Genomic DNA, 18,966 nt, shown 5'->3' with positions numbered 1-18,966 from the left:
TGGTTCCTGCAGCCGACTACTTCGACCGGATCGACGACAAGGCCAGCCGTGAGCGGTGCGACGCCTACCTGAGACAGGCTTCCGCCGTCCATACCCTGGCCCGTGCGACGGCGAATGACGACGCATACCTCGCCGCGAGCCGAGAGGTCGTCGACCGGAGCGACCTCATGCTGGCGGCCTGGGACGGAAGTTGGCGCAGCGGAACCGGACAAGCGGTTGCGTACGCACGGAGCGTGGACCGACCAGTCGTGACTGTTTGGCCCGACGGCGCGACGCGGAGACCGTAGCCACGGCCCACAGCGCCAGCTCAGGTGACGCTACGTTCCGCCCTTCTGCCTTGAAGCGGTCGCGGGTCGGGGTTCACGGTGCCATGTGGACCCAACGGCTGCGGTTCGGCGTTACCGGGGCCCTGCAACGGGCCAGCTGATGGTCAGCGTGCCGTGCGTCCGTGGCAGGACCGCCACGGACGATGAGACATCCTCGTCTGGCTCGGTACCGACGGGCCACCACTGGAACAGCGGCTCGGCGCCCCGGTAGTCGGCGCCGTAGCGGGCGATCGTGTCGGCGAGCCGCCGGGTGAGGCGGGCTGCGTCGGAGCCTTTGCCGATCGCGCCGACTTCGAGCGTGGTCTCCGTGGCGGGACGGCGGTGCAGAGCCGCGAACGAAGCCCCGTCGACGAGGGCCGGGTAGAACGACATGTCCGAGCCGCGGTCCGCCGGGTCCTCGGCTTCCATCGCGCAGGCGCCTGGCTGGACCAGGACGTAGGTGAGCAGGTCGAGCCAGATGGTGCGGTTCTTGTAGATCACGCCGGACCAGGCCTCGATCGGTTCGGTCGCCAGGACGTCGTCCGACACCGCGAATCCTTCGGGGACCTTGGTGCCGGGGAACGTGAACGTGACGGGCTTGCCCGACGGGCCGGTCAGCTGGACCGAGGGCGGGTTGAACAGTCCTGCGCCCTGTAGGGGCACGAACCCACCCGGGACTGTTGACTCCGAGACGAGTCGACCGTCCTTGTTGCGGAACCCGATGATGCGTTGCAGTCCTGGTGCTATTTGGAGGGGGACGACCAGGATCCCGTCGGGCGCGAGCTGCTCGATCCAGGTTTGCGGGAGGGACCAGGGGGAGACGGTGACCATGATCCGGTCGAACACGCTACGCCCGAGGAGTTCGGCGGCATCGGCGGTGATGACCTCGACCCGGTCGCTCAGGCCGAGATGTTGGAGGCCGGTGCGGGTGCGTGAGTTGACGTCTTCGTCGATGTCGACGCTGACCACGATGCCGGTGGGTCCGACAAGGTGCGCGAGCATGGCGGCATTGGGGCCACCGGACCCGATCTCCAGCACGCGCTGCCCTTCCCGGATCTCGGCCTGCGCGAGGTTGCCGGCGTGCATCGTTGGTGCGGACAGCGAGGACAGGGCCGTGCCGTCGTCGGCGAACCGCGTCCGCAAGGCATCGTGGATCGCGTATGGCAGGTCTGCTGGGGTGCCAGCGGGTGCGAACACCTCGCGGGGTACTGCACGGAACGCTGCCTCGATCTTCGGGTCCGAGAGCACGCCAGACTCGATGAGCTCAGCGATCATCCGCTCACGCAAGGCCTCGGAACTCAACGTCGGGTCGGCGTCGATGCCGCTCTGTGCGTCAGTCTGTGTCATGTGTTCTCCCTGTCAGTTGACTGCTTCGGTTGATCGATTCCGAACAGCTGGCGGACCGATGATGCTCCGTCGATTGCGACCGCGGCATGCAGGTCGTCCGGGCGGGCGTCCCACAGCTCTCGGGTCATGCGGTAGCTGCGCTCGATGACCGACTGCCCTTCCCTGGCGGTCACCCGCCACCCGTTTGCCGTGTACCCGAGACGGCGGGACACGGCGTTCGAGGCGGGGTTGTCGTCGTACGCCTCGCTGATCATCTCTGCCGCGTCGAGCCCTTCGAAGGCGAGGTGCAGCACCATGAGTCGCATGCGGGTGCCGATGCCCTGGCCATGGTGTCGAAGCCCGAGCCAGGAGCCGGTAAGCCCCGAGCGGGTGACCTGGAAGTTCTTCGCGGAGATCTGTTGCTCCCCGACGATCTCGCCGTTGCGGAACACGGCAAGCGACAGTGCCCAGTCGTCGGCGGCGGTCCGGCCCCGGTTCTTCCACTGGTGGGCGAGGACGTTCCGCTTGACCTCTTCGTGGGTGCCCCGGGTCCATGGCCAGGAGAACGGGGCGACCTCGGGGTTGTGCACGCCGTCGGCGGCGAGACTGGCGAGCGCGAGCAGCTCGATGTCGTCGGGCAGGCGCAACTCCAGGTCATCCCAACGAACCCGCAATCCGAATGTCGGTAGGACCGCGCTCAGGGCGTCCCGAGAAGTACCCGTCATAGGTGGGGTCGCTGGGTACCGAGGACGGCGGCTTCGACGAGTCGTGGTCCGCTGTACTCCTCCGGGATGGCGTCCATGATGACTTCGTCGGCGGGTTGGCCGAGCCAGGAGCCGGTGCGGCGTCTGGTGCCGACGGTGCGGAATCCGGCCCTCTCGTAGGCGCGGATGGCGGCGGTGTTGGTCGCGAGGACTTCGAGGTAGACGCAGCGCAGCGCGGTGATGTGGAAGGCCCAGTCCAGGGCCATCGTGGTGGCGATGGTGCCGGTGCCGTGCCCGCGGTGGTCGGGTTCGCCGATGTAGATGAAGAACTCGGCGGTGCGGTAGCGGTCGTCGATGAGCAGGGACGTCATGCCGACTGGCGTCCAGGTGGTCGTGGTGGCGGTAGATGGTGAAGCGGGTTTGGTCGGCGCTGCCTTCGAGCTGGGCTTCGAGGCCGGCGGTGCGTTCGGTGAGGGATTCCGGGGTCTGGCGGGCATAGCCCGCCATCACCGGTAGCGAGTTCTCCCAGCGCCAGTAGGTCTCGGCGAGGTCAGCGCGGAGCGGACCCAGGCCGACGCCGTCGTGGGTCAGCCACAGATCGGTGGCGTAGGCGTCGTTGATGGTGGGCTCCCGTGAGTAAGCGCACGAGGCATCGGCGCCTCTTGGCACTTCAACCGGGCCGTAAGCAGTCGTGTCTGTCTGCGTCACGCGGTTGCCCCCCCCCGGCGAATCGATCACGACGTCGACGGTACAGCGCGGGCTTCCATCCGGGGGCTGGTACTGCGATCGGCGGCGGCGCGTCAAGCAACGTTTGCGCAGGTCAGAGCGCCGCCGCTACAAGGACGCGACAGAGACGCCGCAGAGATGCGCTAGGCGTCGCCTCTGAAAATCGCTTCGATGAGCAACGATCAAGCAAAACAACGGCAAAGGGGAATTGGCCCCACTCACAGTGTGGAGGTATGCGGCGTGGATCAACTCAAGGCACCAGAGCACCACGACCTGGAGACGGAACCAGAGACAAGCAGCAGGCCACCGAGCCATGCGGACGTCCTGCGAGAAGCGGCGCAGAGCTCGGATCGGCAGGCCGGGATCAATCGAGTCCGAGCGCTCACCGAGCAGTTGCTCACCAGCACGGGGACTGGCCTGAACCTCACCCAGTCAGACCTTTCGGGACTCGACCTATCGGGTATGGACCTACGTCATGCTGTACTCAACCGGGCCTCCCTGTTCGGCACCCGGCTGGTCGGAGCGAACCTGCGAGGAGCGGCGCTGGTCTGCGCAGGCATCGAGCGTACGGACTTCACCGACGCTGTCCTGGCCGGCGCCTATGTTCACTCTCTGGCGGCGCAGGCGAGCACCTTCGTGCGTGCCGATCTGAGCGGGCTGGTCGACGCGACCGGTGCCTTGTTCCACGGCTGCAACCTCACCGATGCCAACCTCGCCGGCGCCGAGATCGCTGGGACGAGTTTCTACCAATGCTCGTTTGCAGGCGCCGACCTGACGGGTGCCGACCTGCACGGCTCACTGTTCAACGAGAGCCGCCTCGACCAGGCAAACCTCTCACGGGCGAATCTCAGCGGGACAACGTTCCTCCGCAGCGGCATGACCGGGCTGGTGCTGGAGGGGGCGAGGGGGAGTGACGCCAGCATCCAGCGTCCGACGACGGCCGACGGGATGGTGTTCTCTGGAGCGAACCTCGCCGGCTTGAAGTTCGTCCAGGTGCGCGCCGAGCGGCTGGATGCGCGCGACTTGCATGCACCTGGGATCGACGTCCGGGGCAGTGACCTGCCAGGCGCTGACTTCACCGGCGCCGACCTGACCGATGGGCGGTGGATCGACAGCAGTCTGGCGCGGGCGACCTTCGACGAAGCTGCCGTTGGAGGATCCACCTGGACCCGCGTAAGTGCCGTCCAGGCAACTTTGCGCAGCGTGCGCGCTGAGGCTATGACCTGCACTGAGTGTTCGTTCGCTGAGGCGATCCTCACGGGCTTCGCGGGACGCTACGCGACGTTCCGCGGTTGCGATCTGCGCAACGTGGACCTTTCTGGGGCGTACCTGTACCGGTCTGTCATCGTCGGCGACCCACCGCCATCAGCCCGCTTGACCGGTGCGACTCTCGACGGTGCGAACCTCACCCAGGCGTACCTGGCGGCAGATATGACCGGGGCGTCCATTCAACACGCCTGGGCAACCTACGCCCGGATCAACCAGTCCATCCTCGCCGACGCCGACCTGCAAGGCACTTCCCTGTTCCGGGCGAGCGCCGTGAAGACCGACTTCACGGGTAGCCGCCTCGGTGGGCAGCGCGGTCTCTTATTTGCCGACCGGTGTGCAGGTCTCGCCACAGCACTGGGCGACGCCGATCCGGGAGCGAAGAGGATCGGCGAGCTGGTCGACGATCTCACCTCCCTCCTGGCGCGCGACACAGGTAAGTCCACCTGACATCAGGAAGCCAGACACCGTGCGGGCGGCGGCGCAGGGTTCGCGCCGCCGCCCGCCGGACCAGATCTTCCACCGCGAGAGGGAGTCGACCCATGCCTGTCGAGCACTACACGTCCGTAGCCAAGGCGCGTCCGCGTTTGAGGGAACTCTGGTGTACCGGCCGGAGCATCGGCTCCGTCCACACGCTCGGCGCACTGCATGTCGCGCACGGCGAGGTGATCAAGCGGGCGGCAGGGGAGAACGAACACACCATCGTCACTGTGTACCCGAATCGGATCCAGCTCTTCCCCGGCAGCGTGTACCAGTACGACCTCGAAGAGGACATTGCCTTCGCCGAACACTGTGGCGCCGACATCGTGATCTCGTCGGACGACACCGAGATGTACCCGCCCGACTATTCGACCTACATCGACCAGGGCGACCGTGCTCACCGCCTGAACAGCTCCGTATTCGACTACGCCTCACGTGGCCAGGTCACCGGAGCGATCCGATGGATCTCCCTGTGCCGCCCGACCGCGAGCTACTTCGGGATGAAGGACATCGAGCAGTCGCTCCTTGTCCAGCGCGCCGTCAAGGACCTGCTGATCGACTGCGACATCCGCCACGTGCCCTGCGTGCGCTACCGCGACACCGGCGTACCCGTCTCCTCACGGCTCCGATTCCTACCGTCCGAACGACTCGTTGAAGTCGGAGCGGTCTATCACGCGCTCGAGAGCGGGCGGCGACTGATCTGCGACGGCGAGACGAAAGCAACGGTCATCGTCGACGCAGTCCGGGAGCAGCTCGAGGCGGCCCTGACGACATTCCAGATCCTGTACGTGACGGTCGTCGATGCCGAGACCTTCGTTCCCTTGGATCGGGCCAAGCCGCCTTGCATCCTTCATGTCGCGATCACTGACGGCACGATCACTCACTTCGACGGACTCTGCCTGCGAACTGAACAAGAGCTTGCGGAGTCTCCCGAGGTGATCTGGATCCCATGACGTACAGGCTCCTCATCGGCCTGCCGAGCTTCAACGAGGCAGACACCATCGCCAAGGTCGCCAGCGACATCGACCAAGCACTGCTGAGACTGCCGTTTCCTGTCGATGCGCTACTCCTCAACTGCGACAACGCCTCGATCGATGGCACCACAGACCGCTTTCTGGCGACCACCACTCATTTCCCCAAGCGTGTCGTCATCACCGAACACGCTGCCGGCAAGGGAACCAACACCGTCGCCATCCTCCAACACATGATCGATGACGGGTTCGACGCCGTGATCTCCGTCGACACCGACCTCGCCGAGGTGCCGCAGGAATGGATCCACGGCCTCACTAAGGCTCTACACGAAGGAGCCGACTACTGCTACCCCATTCGCCCTCCACGCTGGAACGGCGGCGACCTCACCTACCACCTCGCCTACCCGGCGCTCGCCGGCGTCTTTGGCGTCGATCTGCGTGAACCGCTCTGCGGTGATGTGGCACTGTCTCGCCGTGCGGTTCAACAGGTGCTCGGTGAGCAGTGGACCACTGGAGACCTGCGCTACGGCGCTGATTTCCTCATCGCATCGCTCACCGCGACGGAGGCGTGGACTTGTATCAGCCTGGGTGCAAAGCGTCGAAACAAGCTACGCAGCTTCTCAGGTGTAACCGACGACGACTACCGAATGGGCGGGAAGTTCAGAGAGAACGCACTGAGCGTCCAGCATCGAGCCCGAGCGCGAATCGCCGCCGGGCCGCCACCGACAAGGCTTGTGCCGATGGGTGTCCAAACTCCGGTCGACTCGGCATTCAAAGTCCCTGCTCGCGACTGTGACATCGACAGACTCGCTCGCGGGACGTTGAGTCGCCTTCTGCACGATCGCGACGAACATGGTTTCTTGGCGTTCCCACCGCACATAGCCAGCATGTTGATCGACTTCGTGGCGGCGGGTGCCGAGCGCGGGTTGCCGTGGCCGCTCTGGCGTGACGCCCTTGCCTCGTGGGTCAGCCCCGAAGTGATGGGCAACGGTGTAGTGGCCCCAGTCGACCTGTTGGAGACGCTCTTCCTCAGCAGGGTGGTGGGACACCATCGCGAGATCGCGGGCGAGCCGGACTGGTACCAGACCGTTGTTGATCAGGCGCAGGACTTCTTCGATCACCGGCAGCATCTATGGCCCAGCACCTAGAATCGTCCGCGGCCCTCACTCCTCGCCAACACGCGGTTGGTAGAGGTGGGCCATCGCCCGACCAACGACCGGGCATCACCCCGAGATTTGAACCTGGAGCACCCGAATGACCGAACAGCTGGTTCGACCTGACCCGATCAGCGGCTTCCCTGAGTGGTTGCCCGAGGTCCGGCTGGTCGAGCAGCATTGGCTCGACAGGATCCGCCAGATCTTCGAGAGCTACGGCTTCTGTTCCATCGAGACTCCGTCGGTTGAGCGGCTCGACGTGCTGCAGTCCAAGGGGGAGACCTCGCAGGAGGTGTACACCCTCCAGCGGCTCCAGGCCGATGCGAAGGATCAGACCGATGCCAGCCTCGGACTGCATTTCGACCTCACTGTTCCGTTCGCGCGGTACGTGGCCGCGAACGCCGGCAGGCTTGTCTTCCCCTTCAAGCGCTATCAGATCCAGCGAGTCTGGCGTGGTGAACGACCGCAGGAAGGCCGCTACCGCGAGTTCACCCAGTGCGACATTGACGTCATCGGCCAGGATGACGTTCCGCTGCACTTCGACTCCGAGCTTCTGCGCATCGTTGTCGAGGTCCTCACTGCTCTGGATCTGCCGGCCTGGACGGTCAACGTCAACAACCGCAAGGTGCTGCAGGGCTTCTATGAGGGCCTCGGCATCCACGACACGATGGCTGTCATCCGTGTCGTCGACAAGATCGACAAGATCGGCCCAGAGGCCGTTTCCGATCTCCTGTCGTCCGACGTCGGCCTTACCGCCGACCAGGTTTCTGCGACCAGGTCGCTGGCACTTATCCGCGGCACGGACTCAACCGTCATCGACGAGATCCGAGCCCTGGGCGTGAAGTCGGACCTTCTGGAAGAGGGTCTCGTCGAACTCGGGCAGCTCCTCGATTCGTTCGCGGACCTCCCGGCAGGCACCGTGACGGCCGACCTGTCGATCGCACGCGGTCTCGACTACTACACGGGCACCGTGTACGAGGCCAAGTTCCTCGACTGGCCCGGCTACGGGAGTATCAGCGCTGGTGGCCGCTACGAGAATCTGACAGGCAGCTTCACAAGGAAAAAGCTTCCGGGTATCGGGCTGTCGATCGGCCTGACACGGATCTTTGCCAAGCTCGTCGCCGAGGGGCTGATTGAGACCGGTCCGAGCAGTCCTACTGACGTCCTGGTCGTGGTGCCCAGCGACGATCGACGAGTTGACGCTCAGTCCGCTGCAGCCACGCTGCGGGGACGCGGCCTGAACGTCGAGCTGTACCACCAGGCAGACAAGATCGCCAAGCAGCTCAAGTACGCCTCCCGCAAACGGATCCCGTTCGTTTGGTTCCCGCCCTTCGAGGACGGCAGGGACCATGAGGTCAAGGACATGGCCTCGGGGGAGCAGTCTGTCGCCGACCCTGCTGCCTGGTCCCGGGCCTGACGGTTACTCCAAGGCGGCAGTGTGGAGCGCGTGCAGCAGGTTCGGATAGTCCAGACCTGCTGCACGCATCACCTTGGGGAAGACGCTGCTGTTTGTCATTCCTGGAATGGTGTTGACCTCGTTGACGAGGAGCTTTCCAGTCTGCTGGTCGAGGAAGAGGTCGACCCGAGCGAACACGTCGCAGTTCAGAGCCCGGTAGGCCGCTTCGGCGAGGACACGAGCCTCCTCGGTCGTGGCGCTGTCGAGGTCAGCGGGACAAGTGAACAGCGGATTGCCCACTGCGTACTTCTCCTCGTAGGTGTACAGGTTCCCGACAGGGCGGCATTCACCTGGCGAAGACACGATCAACGAGTTCCGGCCGACGACCCCGACTACGAGTTCGCGGTGCTGGACGAGTTGTTCTACGACCACACCCTCGTCGTGCACCAGGGCGCGCTGCAGGGCGGTTCGAACGTCGTCGGGCGTATCAACTCGGCTGATCCCGACGCTCGACCCACCGGACTGCGGCTTGACGAACCACGGCGGCGGGCCGACGTGCTCGACCAGGCGCTGCAGCAGGTCGGGAGCCTCGGCGTCGGCACGGGGCACAACCATCCCGCGGGTCACGGGAATTCCCGCATCCGCGAGGACCGACTTCGTCCGGGCTTTGTCCAGGCAGTCGGAGGAAGTCTGTGGACCACATCCGATCAGGCGCAGGCCAGCCGTCAGAAGCATCTGCTGAAGTGTGCCGTCCTCGCCCCAACCACCATGGGTTACAGGCAGCACCAGGGGAAAACCGGCAAACGCATCAACAGGCAGGGCCGGGTACGACATAACTGGCCCCGGCGCAGCCTGGAAGGTTTCGTGACCGGGTACCCGTCTCTGTTCCGACTGTTCCCAGAGCAGGCGCAGGGCGCCCGGGCCGACGTGCCATGTCCCGTCGCGGCCTACGCCAACCGGGAGGAGGTTCCACCCCAGCAACTGAGCGTTCTCCAAGACGCCCCGGGCACTGGCCAGGCTCACCTCGTGCTCGGGAGACGGCCCTCCGAAGACCACACCTACACCTGCAGTACCCATATTTCTCCGCCCTGAAGCTTCACGGGACCTCATGATGCTGATGGCCCAATTGTCCAGTCTGCTAGTTCGACCACGGAGGCGCCGTGCACCAGCGACCACAACACCTGACGCTGCCTCGAGGGTTCGACGACGTCTCCCCAGAGACCACGGAAGTCCGGCGACGACTGCAGAACGAATGGCTCGACCTGTGCGGTTCTCACGGCTATCAGGCGGTAACGCTTCCTCCGGTCGGGTTTGCTTCGACCTTCAGTGACAGCCATCACGCGGGGGAGAACCGGACCTACGAATTCGACGACCGCCGGGGGCGCCGGCTTGCGTTGGCCTCGGACAGCCTGCCCGCGGCGCTTCGGCTCGCTACCGCCAGGGATCTGCAACGTCAGCGCGTCAGCTACGCCGCACCCGTGTTTCGGTACGAGCGTCGTCCCCGCAGGCACTTCCACCACCTCGGACTCCTTGACGTGGCCGAGAAACCGACCGGGGACGATGACCGCTCTACCGCACGTCAGATCCAGATACTCGCTGAGTTCGTCGCACAGAGGGTCGCCGCCACCTTCTCGATCACCGACCCAGGGACTTGGCTCACTGCGATGGAGGTGCCGTCTACGGACCTGCTTGATGCCCTTCGACGTGCTCACGCTGCGGACCGACCCGCCCTCGCTGCCGGCATCGATGGTGAGCACCACCTCGTTCGCTTGGCGGAGCTGCTTGTCGATGATCCGAGCGCCAGAGGCGCGGAATCTTGGACCGATCTGCCAGATGCGATCCGACGCCGGGTCGCACGGGCCCAGGCACTGGCTGCGGCAGCAGAGTCTGCTGGCGCCACCGCGACAATTGATCTCTCGTCGCTCCATGCCAGCGAGTTCCACGATGCACCGTCGTTCACGATCCGTCCGGCCAACGAGGAACGGCTGCTCGGCGATGGCGGCGACTACAGCGCTTTCGCGCGTCGTTTTCTCCAGCGGCCGGTACGTGTGAACGCGGCAATGGTGGGGCTCGAACGTTTGGGCGACTTGGTCGAGCGAGCAGTGCGACCGGCGGCCGACGTCATGGTGCTTAGCCTCGATCGGAGCACGATCCAGACCGCGGACGAGCTGGGCAGGGCAGTTCGCTCCGCCGGGCTCACGGTTTGGACGGACCACCTGGAACAGTCCATGGCGGCGCACCTGCGAGATGCCGACCGGCTTGGCATCCGAAACGTCATCGCGCTCGGTCTGAGAGACGACGCTGCGACCGCACTCCGCATCCGCGATGAGTATGGCGTTCTGCACGACGTGCCTCGAGATCAGGTGATTCCGTGGCTGCTCGGTTCCCGCTCGCGCAGATCTGCTTGACGATCTTTCAAGTTGCGCTGACCTACTCTGCTTCGACACGGCCTGGCTGACCCTGGTGGATGGTTTGGACGTATGCTTCTCGGCTGAGTTCGACGTGCTTAGAGGGCCGAGGCTGCCACAACGGCAGATCGAAGCAGACTGGCCCCGCGTCAGTCTCGGTCTTGGTCCAGCGCGCTCGCAGACCGAGGTCCGTCCGCGGGTACTCGAGCCCCGCGGCCGTGGCAGCGTTGGTGACGTCGAGCGTCAGCGAGCCCGCCGCGGCCGGGATAGGCCCGTGCCGCACCCACTCGCCAGCCACGAACGTGAACGTCTCGGCGCTCTCGAGAGTGGCACCAGTGCTGCGCCAAACTCTGACTCGCAGCGGGCCTCGCGCGCTCGCGACGGCGATGGCGAGCTGTGCCGGCAGCGGTGACCAGTTCGATGTGTCGATGGCGTCGCGCATGAGCGAGTCCAGCACCGTGGCGGCGCCGTCCTCATCGATCGTGCCGGTTACCTCATCGGCTGCCGAGCGGACCGCCGCGGGGGCGTGGCCCATCGCGAAGCCTCGGGTCGCCCAGGTCAGGGCTTCGATGTCGTTGACGCCGTCGCCGATCGCGACTGTGGCCTCTTGCGGCACTTTCAGCTTGTTCCGGAGCTTCTCCAGAGTCGTCGCTTTGGAGACTCCAGCACCCGTCACGTCGAGCCAGTTCGGGCCTGCCGGCGTGACCGTCATACCCGTCTCGCGTAGCGCGTCCAGGTGCAGCCGGATCTTGGGAGAAGACAGCACGACCCGGGTCGCGGGCGTCGCGCACATGTCCGCGACGGAGGTGCATTTCTGCTCTCCGTTGAGCACGTCCGGGTTGAACAGCCGGTTCACCCGCCATCCCCAACCGGGTTCCTCGACCGCTATGCGAACAGCCGGGGCGAGTGAGGTCGCTTGGCGGATCACGGCCGCGGGGTCAAACAGCCGTGTGCCCGTGAACCGGTGTCCGCCGGGTGCGTTGGGGTCCAGGCGGATCGTGAGCGCGCCGTTGGATGCCACGGCGTGGCCCTCGGCCAGGCCGAGACGTTCGGCGACGGGCAGGAGCCCGGCCAGAGACCGACCTGTGGCGAGTACCAGGTAATGCCCTGCTGCGCGGGCAAGGTCGATCGCCTGGTGCACGTCCTCGGCGATGTGGCCGTCGGGATGCATGAGCGTGCCGTCGATGTCCAGCGCCACCAGCAACGGATTCCTTGCGGGTGTGGCGTTCATGAGGGGACCGCTTCCGCAACGGCGGGTGTCGACGACGTCGTGATCCGTCCGGTCAGCACCGACTTGCCAGGTGCCGCGCCGATCAGCACGCACTGGATGCCGTGCTGTTCGAGTTCGTAGGCAAGCCGGGTGTAGGCGCTGGCAAGCCTCGACTGTCCGGGGACGATGACAGCGGTGGCCCCGCGCAGGCAGGCGGTGTCTGCGATCTGGCTGATGGTGAGCCCGTCGCGGTGGTCGTCCAGGACATCCGCCAGGGCAAGCCCTTCGGCAGATGCGTAGGTGGTTACGAGCGCACGCTGGCTCGCCGTGTCTGTGGCGCCCCGTGCGGCAACGTAGCCCAACGCGATCGGCCGCTGCCGGTTCACAGGGCTGTCCCGGCGAGAGCGCGGACATGGCAATCCAGCCCGCCGACGGACCCGGACCAGTCGGTGACGGCAGGAACCGTCATCGAGTGGTCGAGGCGCGAAGCGAGGCCCAGCTCGCGGGCGATCGTTGCCCCGTCGGCCAGGGCGGACGGCTCGATCCGCAGGCTGCCGCGCATGAGGGTCAGGCCGGCGACACGGTCTTCGCCGAGGCTATCGAGGATGTCGGTGAGCATCGTGACGACGTCACGCAACGATGGTGTGGTGGTCTGCATGATTCGCTCCTGGTTCGACTCATGGGCCCGCGTCGGCGAGGCAGGCTCCTGTTCTTTCCCATCGAATCGGCACGGGGAACCCGTCCATAGGGCGTCGTGGCGTCGATCGTGTAGCAGGCGCGTAGCGCCTGCTACGCCGCGGGGCTTGTTAGTTGCAGGGCTGTAGCGGCCTTGTAGCGTCTTACGCGCAACCCTCCCGGACCGTGGATCCCGGAGCCGGCTACGGATACCGTGGACGTGCCAGACGATCGACCGCGAGCGGCGTTGGCGCCGCGCATCTGGGGGGACGCCATGGGGAAACGCCGCAGCAGATTGTCCGAGCGGCGTCGTGCTCTTGGCCTGACCCAGGAGGCCCTTGCCGCCCGGTGCGACGTCGAACGCACCACCGTCGCGCGCTGGGAGACCGGCTTCATGGAGCCCGGCCTATGGATCCGAGCGCGCCTGGCCGAGGCGCTCCAAGTCACGTTGAAGGACCTCGATGAGCTATTGGCTCTCGGACCTGGCAAGGACGCCGCGGTCGTTGAGGTGTTGCCTGATGGGCAGGAACGCAACGAAGCACGCCTGCTCCTGGGCCAGCTCGCCTCCGTCGCTATGGCACCTGACCAGGGCGCCGATCCGGCATGGGCTGAGCCTGTTGAACGGCTGATGGCGTCGGCCCCGGCACGGATCGGGATGGTCGACGTCGAGCACGTGCAGGCACTGACTGCCGCGATGCGAGCGGTTGACTACGCCCATGGCGGAGGTGCCTGCAGGGACGCGATCTCAGCCCAGGTGCGCTGGTCGCAACAGCTCCTGGCGGCAGACGCGACCGACGAGACGCGACGGCACCTGTTGGTCGCGCTGGCCGACCTGCACAACCTCGCGGGCTGGGCGTCGTTCGACGTCGGAATGTTCTCCACCGCACGCCGTCACTTCGCGCGAGCGTTGCAGCAGGCGCGCCACGCCGGGGCTGACTCGTTGGCTGCGAACATCCTCTACCGGTTGGGACGCCTGCACCTGCACCGAGGCCTGAGCAAGGAGGCACTGCGGTTCTTCCAACTCGGACAGCTCGTCGCGCAGGACTCCTGCGGTGTCACGGACTCGATGCTGTGGGCCAACATGGCGTGGGCCTACGCCTACCTCGGAGACCGCACCAAGATGGACCACGCTGTCTCGGCGGCCAACGAAGCGTTCGGTGGCGCCGACCACGATCAGGCAGCGTCCTGGGTGCGATTCTTCGGCGAGATGGATCTGCACGCGGTGACCGGCGCGGCCCTAACGTCGCTGCCAGACCCGCAAGACCGGGAGATGACGCGCGCGATCGATCTCGTCACCCCCACGGTCGGGCTCCGGGGACCGGAGATGGCGCGCAGCAGGACCTTCGAGCACATCTCGCTCGCCGTGGCGCATCTGCGTCTTGGCGCGTACGACGAGGGAATTGCCTTTGGTCACCAGGCGGTCGACGGGGCGGCGTCGGTTCGGTCCGTGCGTACCATCGACCGGCTCGAACCGCTGCGCGTCGAAGCTGCCGCGCGGCCGCCGCGTGTCGGGGCGGACGAACTCGCTCAGCGCATCACGGAACTGCAACCCGCCGTCTGAGGACAATGACCACGAACACCACCGGTGGCACTAGCGCCAAGCCGAAGCATGTGGACGACATCGGCTGGCCATACGAAGTATTGGCCAGAATCTGCGAGTACATCGGCGCCAACCCAGCCGACGCTCGGCTAATCAAGTTCACCAACAACGCCGTCTTCGCGCTCTCCCGCGACCCGTACGTCGTCCGCATCGCCGGCTCCGACGCCATTTCGAGTAGAGCAGAGAAAGTCGTAGCCGTCGCCGAATGGCTCGCCAAGCACGACATGCCGACCGTCCGTCTTCTCGAAGGTGTCGTACAGCCACTCGCCACGGACGGTCACGCGGTCACCGTGTGGCACAAGGTGACCGACGTCGGACCGCGCCCCACCGGGCACGACCTGGGTCGCATTGCCCGGCGTTTCCATGCGCTCTCAGACGCACCCGATGGCCTGCCTGTTTGGGACCAGCTCGGCACGGTCCGTACGCGCCTGGCTGCTCAAGATGTCCTGACTGACAACGAACGTCAGTACCTCGCTGATGTCACCGACGAGCTCGAGGCGGACCTCGCGGACGTCGACTTTCTCCTGGAGCCCGGTCCTATCCATGGTGACGTGTTCGCGGGCAACCTCATTCCAGGCCCCGACGGGCCCGTGCTATGCGACTTTGACTCAACCTGCACCGGACCGCGGGAGTGGGACCTGACTCCAGCCGCCGTCGGACGGCTCCGTTTCCACTACCCGATCGACTATCACGGCCAGCTCGCCGATGGGTACGGCCTGGACATCCTCGATTGGCCCGGTTTCCCTGTCTTTCGTCGTATCCGTGAGCTTCAGCTCGTCACCAGCGTGCTGCCCGTACTGCGCTCCAGCCCGCGCATCCGGGAGCAATGGCGCTACCGGTTCGACACCTTCCGCGCCGGAGATATGGATGCGGTCTGGACTACGTACAGCTGACCTGCTTTCTAGGGTCGGCGGTGGACGGTCGGCTGTCTGGCCGGCGTGGCTGGGAACTTAAGCGGGTGTGTCGCGCGGCATATACGGACCAGGATTTGGGGAATCAGCAGGTTTCGAGTGGATGCGCTGGCCTTGGCGACTGGTGCAGCGACCGTGGTGGGGGTTGTCTACGTTGGTGGATTCGGCCGAAACAGTGGAGCGGTTTGTCGCTCGCGATCTCAGACAGGTCTGGGCACGACACTGTGTGACGGGCGAGGCGGTGTTCATCGCTCCGGGCACGGCTTCTGCGGTCCGGGAGATCGCGAAGGCAGAGTGGAGCTGCCTGGTCCCTGGGTGTGACGCGCCGATCTCGACTCGTGGCGGCTCAAGGCGTGACCACTTCTTCCACGTCGCACGGGTCGAGCATCCCGGTGGACCAGAGTCTGTTCATCACCTGGCGGCCAAGGCGATGCTTGCTCAGTGGGCATCCGCCAAGTTGGGCGACGATGCGCAGGTTGTCGAGGAGCAGACGATCAAGAACGTCGAGCTGGAATTGAACCGTCGGCCCGATGTGCTGGTGACATGGAACGACGGGCGACGTGTCGCACTCGAAGTCGAGTACAAGCGGTTCCCACCGGCTGCTTGGCGATCCAAGCAGGACGACTTAGATCGCGACGCCGTCACGTGCTCATGGCTAATTGGACATACACGGCTTACCACCGACGCGGCAGACCCAATCTTAGTTCGGGTCCCCGGCCTCGCCGGGACCCTTGCGGCCGCAGGCCGTCATCCCTTGGTCGTCAACCCGGTCACCCGGCAGATCGGGACGTTGGCCGTCAGCGATCACAGCAAGGCTCTAAGCGAGTGGACCTACTTGGCACGCCTTCACATCGACGACCTGGACGACTGCGACCTCGACCCGGACGCCGGATTGGTCACGCCGGCAATGCGGCAGATCGAAGAAGCGAGAAGGAAGGCGCTGGCTGCTGAGAAAGCGCTCGAGAAGATGCGTTCCAACGCCCGGCGAGGTAGGTGGTACGAGTACGAGCGCCGCTGGGAGCTGTCGCCCGAGCGCAAGAGAATTCTTGGTCGGTGGGGAAAGATCCCGACGCTGCTGAATTCTTCCGGAGAAGGCGGCGACTGCATCCACGCCTCACCCGTGCATTGGCGCGCGATCCTGTACGAAGCGCACGTGCACCGTCAGCCGTGGGCGCACCAGTTCACGATCGGCGACTGCTACGACACACTCAACGACGCGTCCGTCGGATGGAGCGGCAGCACCTCGGACCGGTACCGCGCCATCACCTCGTTCCTCAATACGCTCGAAAGAGCTCGATTGATCGAGCCGGCGGGCAAGTACGGCTGGCGCACATACCGAGACCTCAACTGGTGGCTACGCCAGGAAGCCGTGTCCCCACCTTCGTCACAAGACGAGCCCACCCAGCAGCCTTACGAGGCGGCGCACATCCAGTACACGAAGCCCAGCCCCTGGTGCTACGACTGTGATCACGCGATGCCTGCGGACAAAGCCGATTGGGATCCGCACATGGGGCACAACGTGCGCTGAGTAGTGGTCGCCGTAGCACGCATATAGCTCGACTCAGGTCGACGTTGACTCCGGACAACATTGTGTCAATGCCGACGAGAGCCCAACGAGAGCCCAACGAGAGGTTGAGACACATCGTGACCGAGCAGCACGCGCAGGCAACGCCAGCGATTCCCGAGCCCAGCGTTCTGCGGGAGCAGATAGTTGCTGAACTGATCGAAGTCGGTGCGATTAGCGACCCGCGAATCGAAGCGGCGTTCCGGGCGGTACCCCGTGAGGCGTTCTACCCACCCGACACGCCAGCCGAGCAGCTCCACCTGATCCATGACAAAGGCGGAACTCGTCTCGGCGCCGACAATGCGACGCTGTCCGCGCCGATCCTGCACGCCCGCAATCTCGCTCAGCTTCAGGTCGAACCGGGGATGCGGGTCCTGGAGGTGGGTAGCAGCGGACCGCTCACTGCGCTCCTGGCGCACCTGGTCGGACCGGACGGCGAAGTCGTGGCGGTCGACGTCGACGAGGTTGTCACCGAGCGCACACGCGCCAGCATCGAACAGCTGAGGCTGGCCGACCGGGTCGAGGTCGTCACTGCTGATGCAAGCCTGCCGCTTCGCCGTGGCCTGTTCGACCGAATCATCGCCACCACTGGCACGGACACGATCCCGGACGCCTGGCTCGAGGAGCTCGTCCCAGGCGGCATCCTGGTCGTCTCAGTACGACTCGCGCCGATTAGTCAGCGGGTGATCGGATTCCGGCATCGCGAGGACATCCTCGTCTCAGAGTCCGTCGTGGTCGTGCAGGGACTCGACTACTACGACGAGCTGGAACCGGTGCTCGTCGGGCCGTCCGGTGGCCGCGTGACGTTCCAGTTCGACGACGACGGGACCCCCGACGACTTCGACGTAACTGACGAGGCCCTGGTCGCGCCCGCCGTCGAGGCATGGTCTGGCGTCACCTACATGAACAGGACAGAGTGGGTTGACCTGCTCACCTGGGTTCTGGTCCAGCCTGGAGGCTGCCAGGTCACCGCCGACGACCGCACCGATCTTGGACCAGTCACGACGCTCTCTCCTGGTATCACCGAAGGTGCCTCGTACGCCGTCCTGGCAACCCGACCCGTCCCAGGGCACGACTGCACCGAGATTGGTGTCGTCGCGAAGGGACCCGATGCTGGTCACCTGGCAGGCCGTCTCGTCGAGATCGTCCGTACCTACGACGCCCAGCACCGCGATGGCACACCGGTCTACCGGTGGATCTCAGGGCCCGTGAGCGTCAATGCGCCGCCCTACATCACTGTGCTGCGGCGAACGGATGGCGCCCTCCTGATCACGTGGCCGGGCGAGGTTCGCGAGGACGAGCAAGCACGCATGCTGCGCGAGCAAACGGCCGAGCTCCGCGGCATCGACTCGCTGCTCACGATGAGTCTGGTCCCACTACTCGGTGAGAGGCACCCGAGGGGCCCTTTGCTGCCCGTCACCACCGAGGCCCACCGCGCGGCCGCCGCGCAGATGGGGCGCCATTTCAGGCGAGAAGGTGGGTATGACTACAGCCCATACGACCCCGATGACGATGCCTCACAGCCGCTTCTGATCCTGTCGAAGTACTACGGCACTACGTTCCCCGTCGTGGCAGGCGCGGTCGGGATGAACCAGGACAATGATCGCTGGGCTTTGGCCTGGGTGTGGATCCATCCGTACGAGCGCGGGTTCCGAGGCTCGGGAAGCGCAGGGCTGTTCTCCGTGGTCTGGGACGCGCTCGAAGCACAGTACGGGGAGTTCTACGTCCAAGGCCCGTACTCGGCGGCGATGCGAGCCTTCATGACCCGCCGTGGCATCGATCCGTCGCGCTACGCGAGCGGCACCTTCGACTAGGGGATCTGAGCCGTCCTATCAGCCCGATGGACGGTGGTCCGTTAGCCACTGAGCTCGGTCGTTGATTTGGTCGCCGCCGCATTGGTAGCCGTGCGCAGCTGCTCGCCAAATCCGCCAACGGCAGCAGCATTCATAGAGCACGAGGCCGTCCATCCCCCGACCCCGGGATGGGCGGCCTCGTCGCATGCCCGGGAGAGGTTACGCCCCAAGCCGGAGGGATCCCGCTGCCGCGCCCCCGGTACCGCGCGGCACGGGCACACGGCCGACGAGCACGCGACGGCTACGCACGAGCATGCGACGACGTACGCGCGATGGACACAGCGGCGCGACGGACACCGCGGCGCGACGGACGCGGCTGCGTGACGAGGGCAGGCGAGTAGCGGGACTGCGGGTCCCGCGGACCGCCACGACGAAGGCCACACACCTAATGCACAAGCTGTGAGCGGTCCTGAGCCA

General features: G+C 65.7%; 16 protein-coding genes. 9 read left to right on the top strand and 7 right to left on the bottom strand.

The window, feature by feature from the left end:
- Positions 1–398: 398 nt before the first annotated feature.
- From ACZ7LE_RS14580 to ACZ7LE_RS14570, 3 genes are all read right to left on the bottom strand, one after another.
- Positions 399–1,652: a class I SAM-dependent methyltransferase gene (locus tag ACZ7LE_RS14580; protein ID WP_470403972.1), complete on the bottom strand. Its 1,254-nt coding sequence runs from the start codon at positions 1,650–1,652 to the stop codon at positions 399–401.
- A complete protein-coding gene (locus tag ACZ7LE_RS14575) occupies positions 1,649–2,278 on the bottom strand; it encodes a GNAT family N-acetyltransferase (protein WP_470403971.1) in 630 nt (209 codons plus the stop codon). Before ACZ7LE_RS14575 ends, ACZ7LE_RS14580 begins: the two co-directional genes overlap by 4 nt.
- Positions 2,279–2,352: 74 nt before the next feature.
- A complete protein-coding gene (locus ACZ7LE_RS14570) occupies positions 2,353–2,706 on the bottom strand; it encodes a GNAT family N-acetyltransferase (RefSeq protein ID WP_470403970.1) in 354 nt (117 codons plus the stop codon).
- Between the two features lie 595 nt (positions 2,707–3,301).
- On the opposite strand from ACZ7LE_RS14570, the gene ACZ7LE_RS14565 reads away from it, so the two are divergent.
- The 4 genes from ACZ7LE_RS14565 (at position 3,302) to hisS (ending at position 8,349) form a co-directional block, all read left to right on the top strand.
- On the top strand, positions 3,302–4,777 hold the full coding sequence (locus ACZ7LE_RS14565; RefSeq protein WP_470403969.1) for a pentapeptide repeat-containing protein: 1,476 nt from the start codon (positions 3,302–3,304) through the stop codon (positions 4,775–4,777).
- A 92-nt stretch (positions 4,778–4,869) separates the two neighbouring features.
- Positions 4,870–5,760: a pantoate--beta-alanine ligase gene (locus ACZ7LE_RS14560; protein ID WP_470403968.1), complete on the top strand. Its 891-nt coding sequence runs from the start codon at positions 4,870–4,872 to the stop codon at positions 5,758–5,760.
- Positions 5,757–6,926: a glycosyltransferase family protein gene (locus tag ACZ7LE_RS14555; RefSeq protein ID WP_470403967.1), complete on the top strand. Its 1,170-nt coding sequence runs from the start codon at positions 5,757–5,759 to the stop codon at positions 6,924–6,926. The genes ACZ7LE_RS14560 and ACZ7LE_RS14555 overlap by 4 nt, the downstream gene beginning before the upstream one ends.
- A 106-nt stretch (positions 6,927–7,032) precedes the next feature.
- Positions 7,033–8,349 carry a histidine--tRNA ligase gene (hisS, locus tag ACZ7LE_RS14550; RefSeq protein ID WP_470403966.1) on the top strand — a complete coding sequence of 439 codons (1,317 nt, stop codon included), beginning with the start codon at positions 7,033–7,035 and terminating at the stop codon, positions 8,347–8,349.
- A gap of 3 nt (positions 8,350–8,352) precedes the next feature.
- Here hisS and ACZ7LE_RS14545 read toward each other — a convergent pair whose 3' ends face one another.
- Positions 8,353–9,405 (bottom strand): D-alanine--D-alanine ligase family protein, encoded by a 1,053-nt coding sequence (locus ACZ7LE_RS14545; protein WP_470403965.1) that lies wholly within the window; start codon positions 9,403–9,405, stop codon positions 8,353–8,355.
- An 83-nt stretch (positions 9,406–9,488) separates the two neighbouring features.
- On the opposite strand from ACZ7LE_RS14545, the gene ACZ7LE_RS14540 reads away from it, so the two are divergent.
- Positions 9,489–10,736 carry an ATP phosphoribosyltransferase regulatory subunit gene (locus ACZ7LE_RS14540; RefSeq protein WP_470403964.1) on the top strand — a complete coding sequence of 416 codons (1,248 nt, stop codon included), beginning with the start codon at positions 9,489–9,491 and terminating at the stop codon, positions 10,734–10,736.
- Positions 10,737–10,758: 22 nt separating this feature from the next.
- Here ACZ7LE_RS14540 and ACZ7LE_RS14535 read toward each other — a convergent pair whose 3' ends face one another.
- From ACZ7LE_RS14535 to ACZ7LE_RS14525, 3 genes are read right to left on the bottom strand one after another with little or no spacing between them, the layout of a single operon-like run.
- Entirely contained in the window at positions 10,759–11,967 is a 1,209-nt protein-coding gene (locus ACZ7LE_RS14535; RefSeq protein WP_470403963.1) for an HAD family hydrolase, read from the bottom strand.
- The gene (locus ACZ7LE_RS14530; protein ID WP_470403962.1) at positions 11,964–12,332 is read right to left on the bottom strand and encodes a hypothetical protein; all 369 of its coding nucleotides are present in this window, start codon (positions 12,330–12,332) and stop codon (positions 11,964–11,966) included. The genes ACZ7LE_RS14535 and ACZ7LE_RS14530 overlap by 4 nt, the downstream gene beginning before the upstream one ends.
- Entirely contained in the window at positions 12,329–12,604 is a 276-nt protein-coding gene (locus ACZ7LE_RS14525) for a hypothetical protein (protein ID WP_470403961.1), read from the bottom strand. The genes ACZ7LE_RS14530 and ACZ7LE_RS14525 overlap by 4 nt, the downstream gene beginning before the upstream one ends.
- Before the next feature lie 237 nt (positions 12,605–12,841).
- On the opposite strand from ACZ7LE_RS14525, the gene ACZ7LE_RS14520 reads away from it, so the two are divergent.
- The 4 genes from ACZ7LE_RS14520 to ACZ7LE_RS14505 all read left to right on the top strand — a co-directional run bounded on the left by ACZ7LE_RS14520 (position 12,842) and on the right by ACZ7LE_RS14505 (position 18,510).
- On the top strand, positions 12,842–14,182 hold the full coding sequence (locus tag ACZ7LE_RS14520) for a helix-turn-helix transcriptional regulator (RefSeq protein ID WP_470403960.1): 1,341 nt from the start codon (positions 12,842–12,844) through the stop codon (positions 14,180–14,182).
- Between the two features lie 5 nt (positions 14,183–14,187).
- Positions 14,188–15,114, top strand: coding sequence for a phosphotransferase enzyme family protein (locus ACZ7LE_RS14515; RefSeq protein ID WP_470403959.1), 927 nt, complete (start codon positions 14,188–14,190; stop codon positions 15,112–15,114).
- Between the two features lie 175 nt (positions 15,115–15,289).
- Positions 15,290–16,660 carry a competence protein CoiA family protein gene (locus tag ACZ7LE_RS14510; RefSeq protein ID WP_470403958.1) on the top strand — a complete coding sequence of 457 codons (1,371 nt, stop codon included), beginning with the start codon at positions 15,290–15,292 and terminating at the stop codon, positions 16,658–16,660.
- 116 nt (positions 16,661–16,776) lie between these two features.
- Positions 16,777–18,510, top strand: coding sequence for a class I SAM-dependent methyltransferase (locus ACZ7LE_RS14505; protein ID WP_470403957.1), 1,734 nt, complete (start codon positions 16,777–16,779; stop codon positions 18,508–18,510).
- The last annotated feature ends 456 nt before the right edge of the window (positions 18,511–18,966 follow it).

The organism is Promicromonospora sp. NPDC110617, assembly GCF_055598465.1.
Note: the sequence above shows the minus strand (reverse complement) of the source record. Positions and strands in the feature narration are given on the sequence as shown.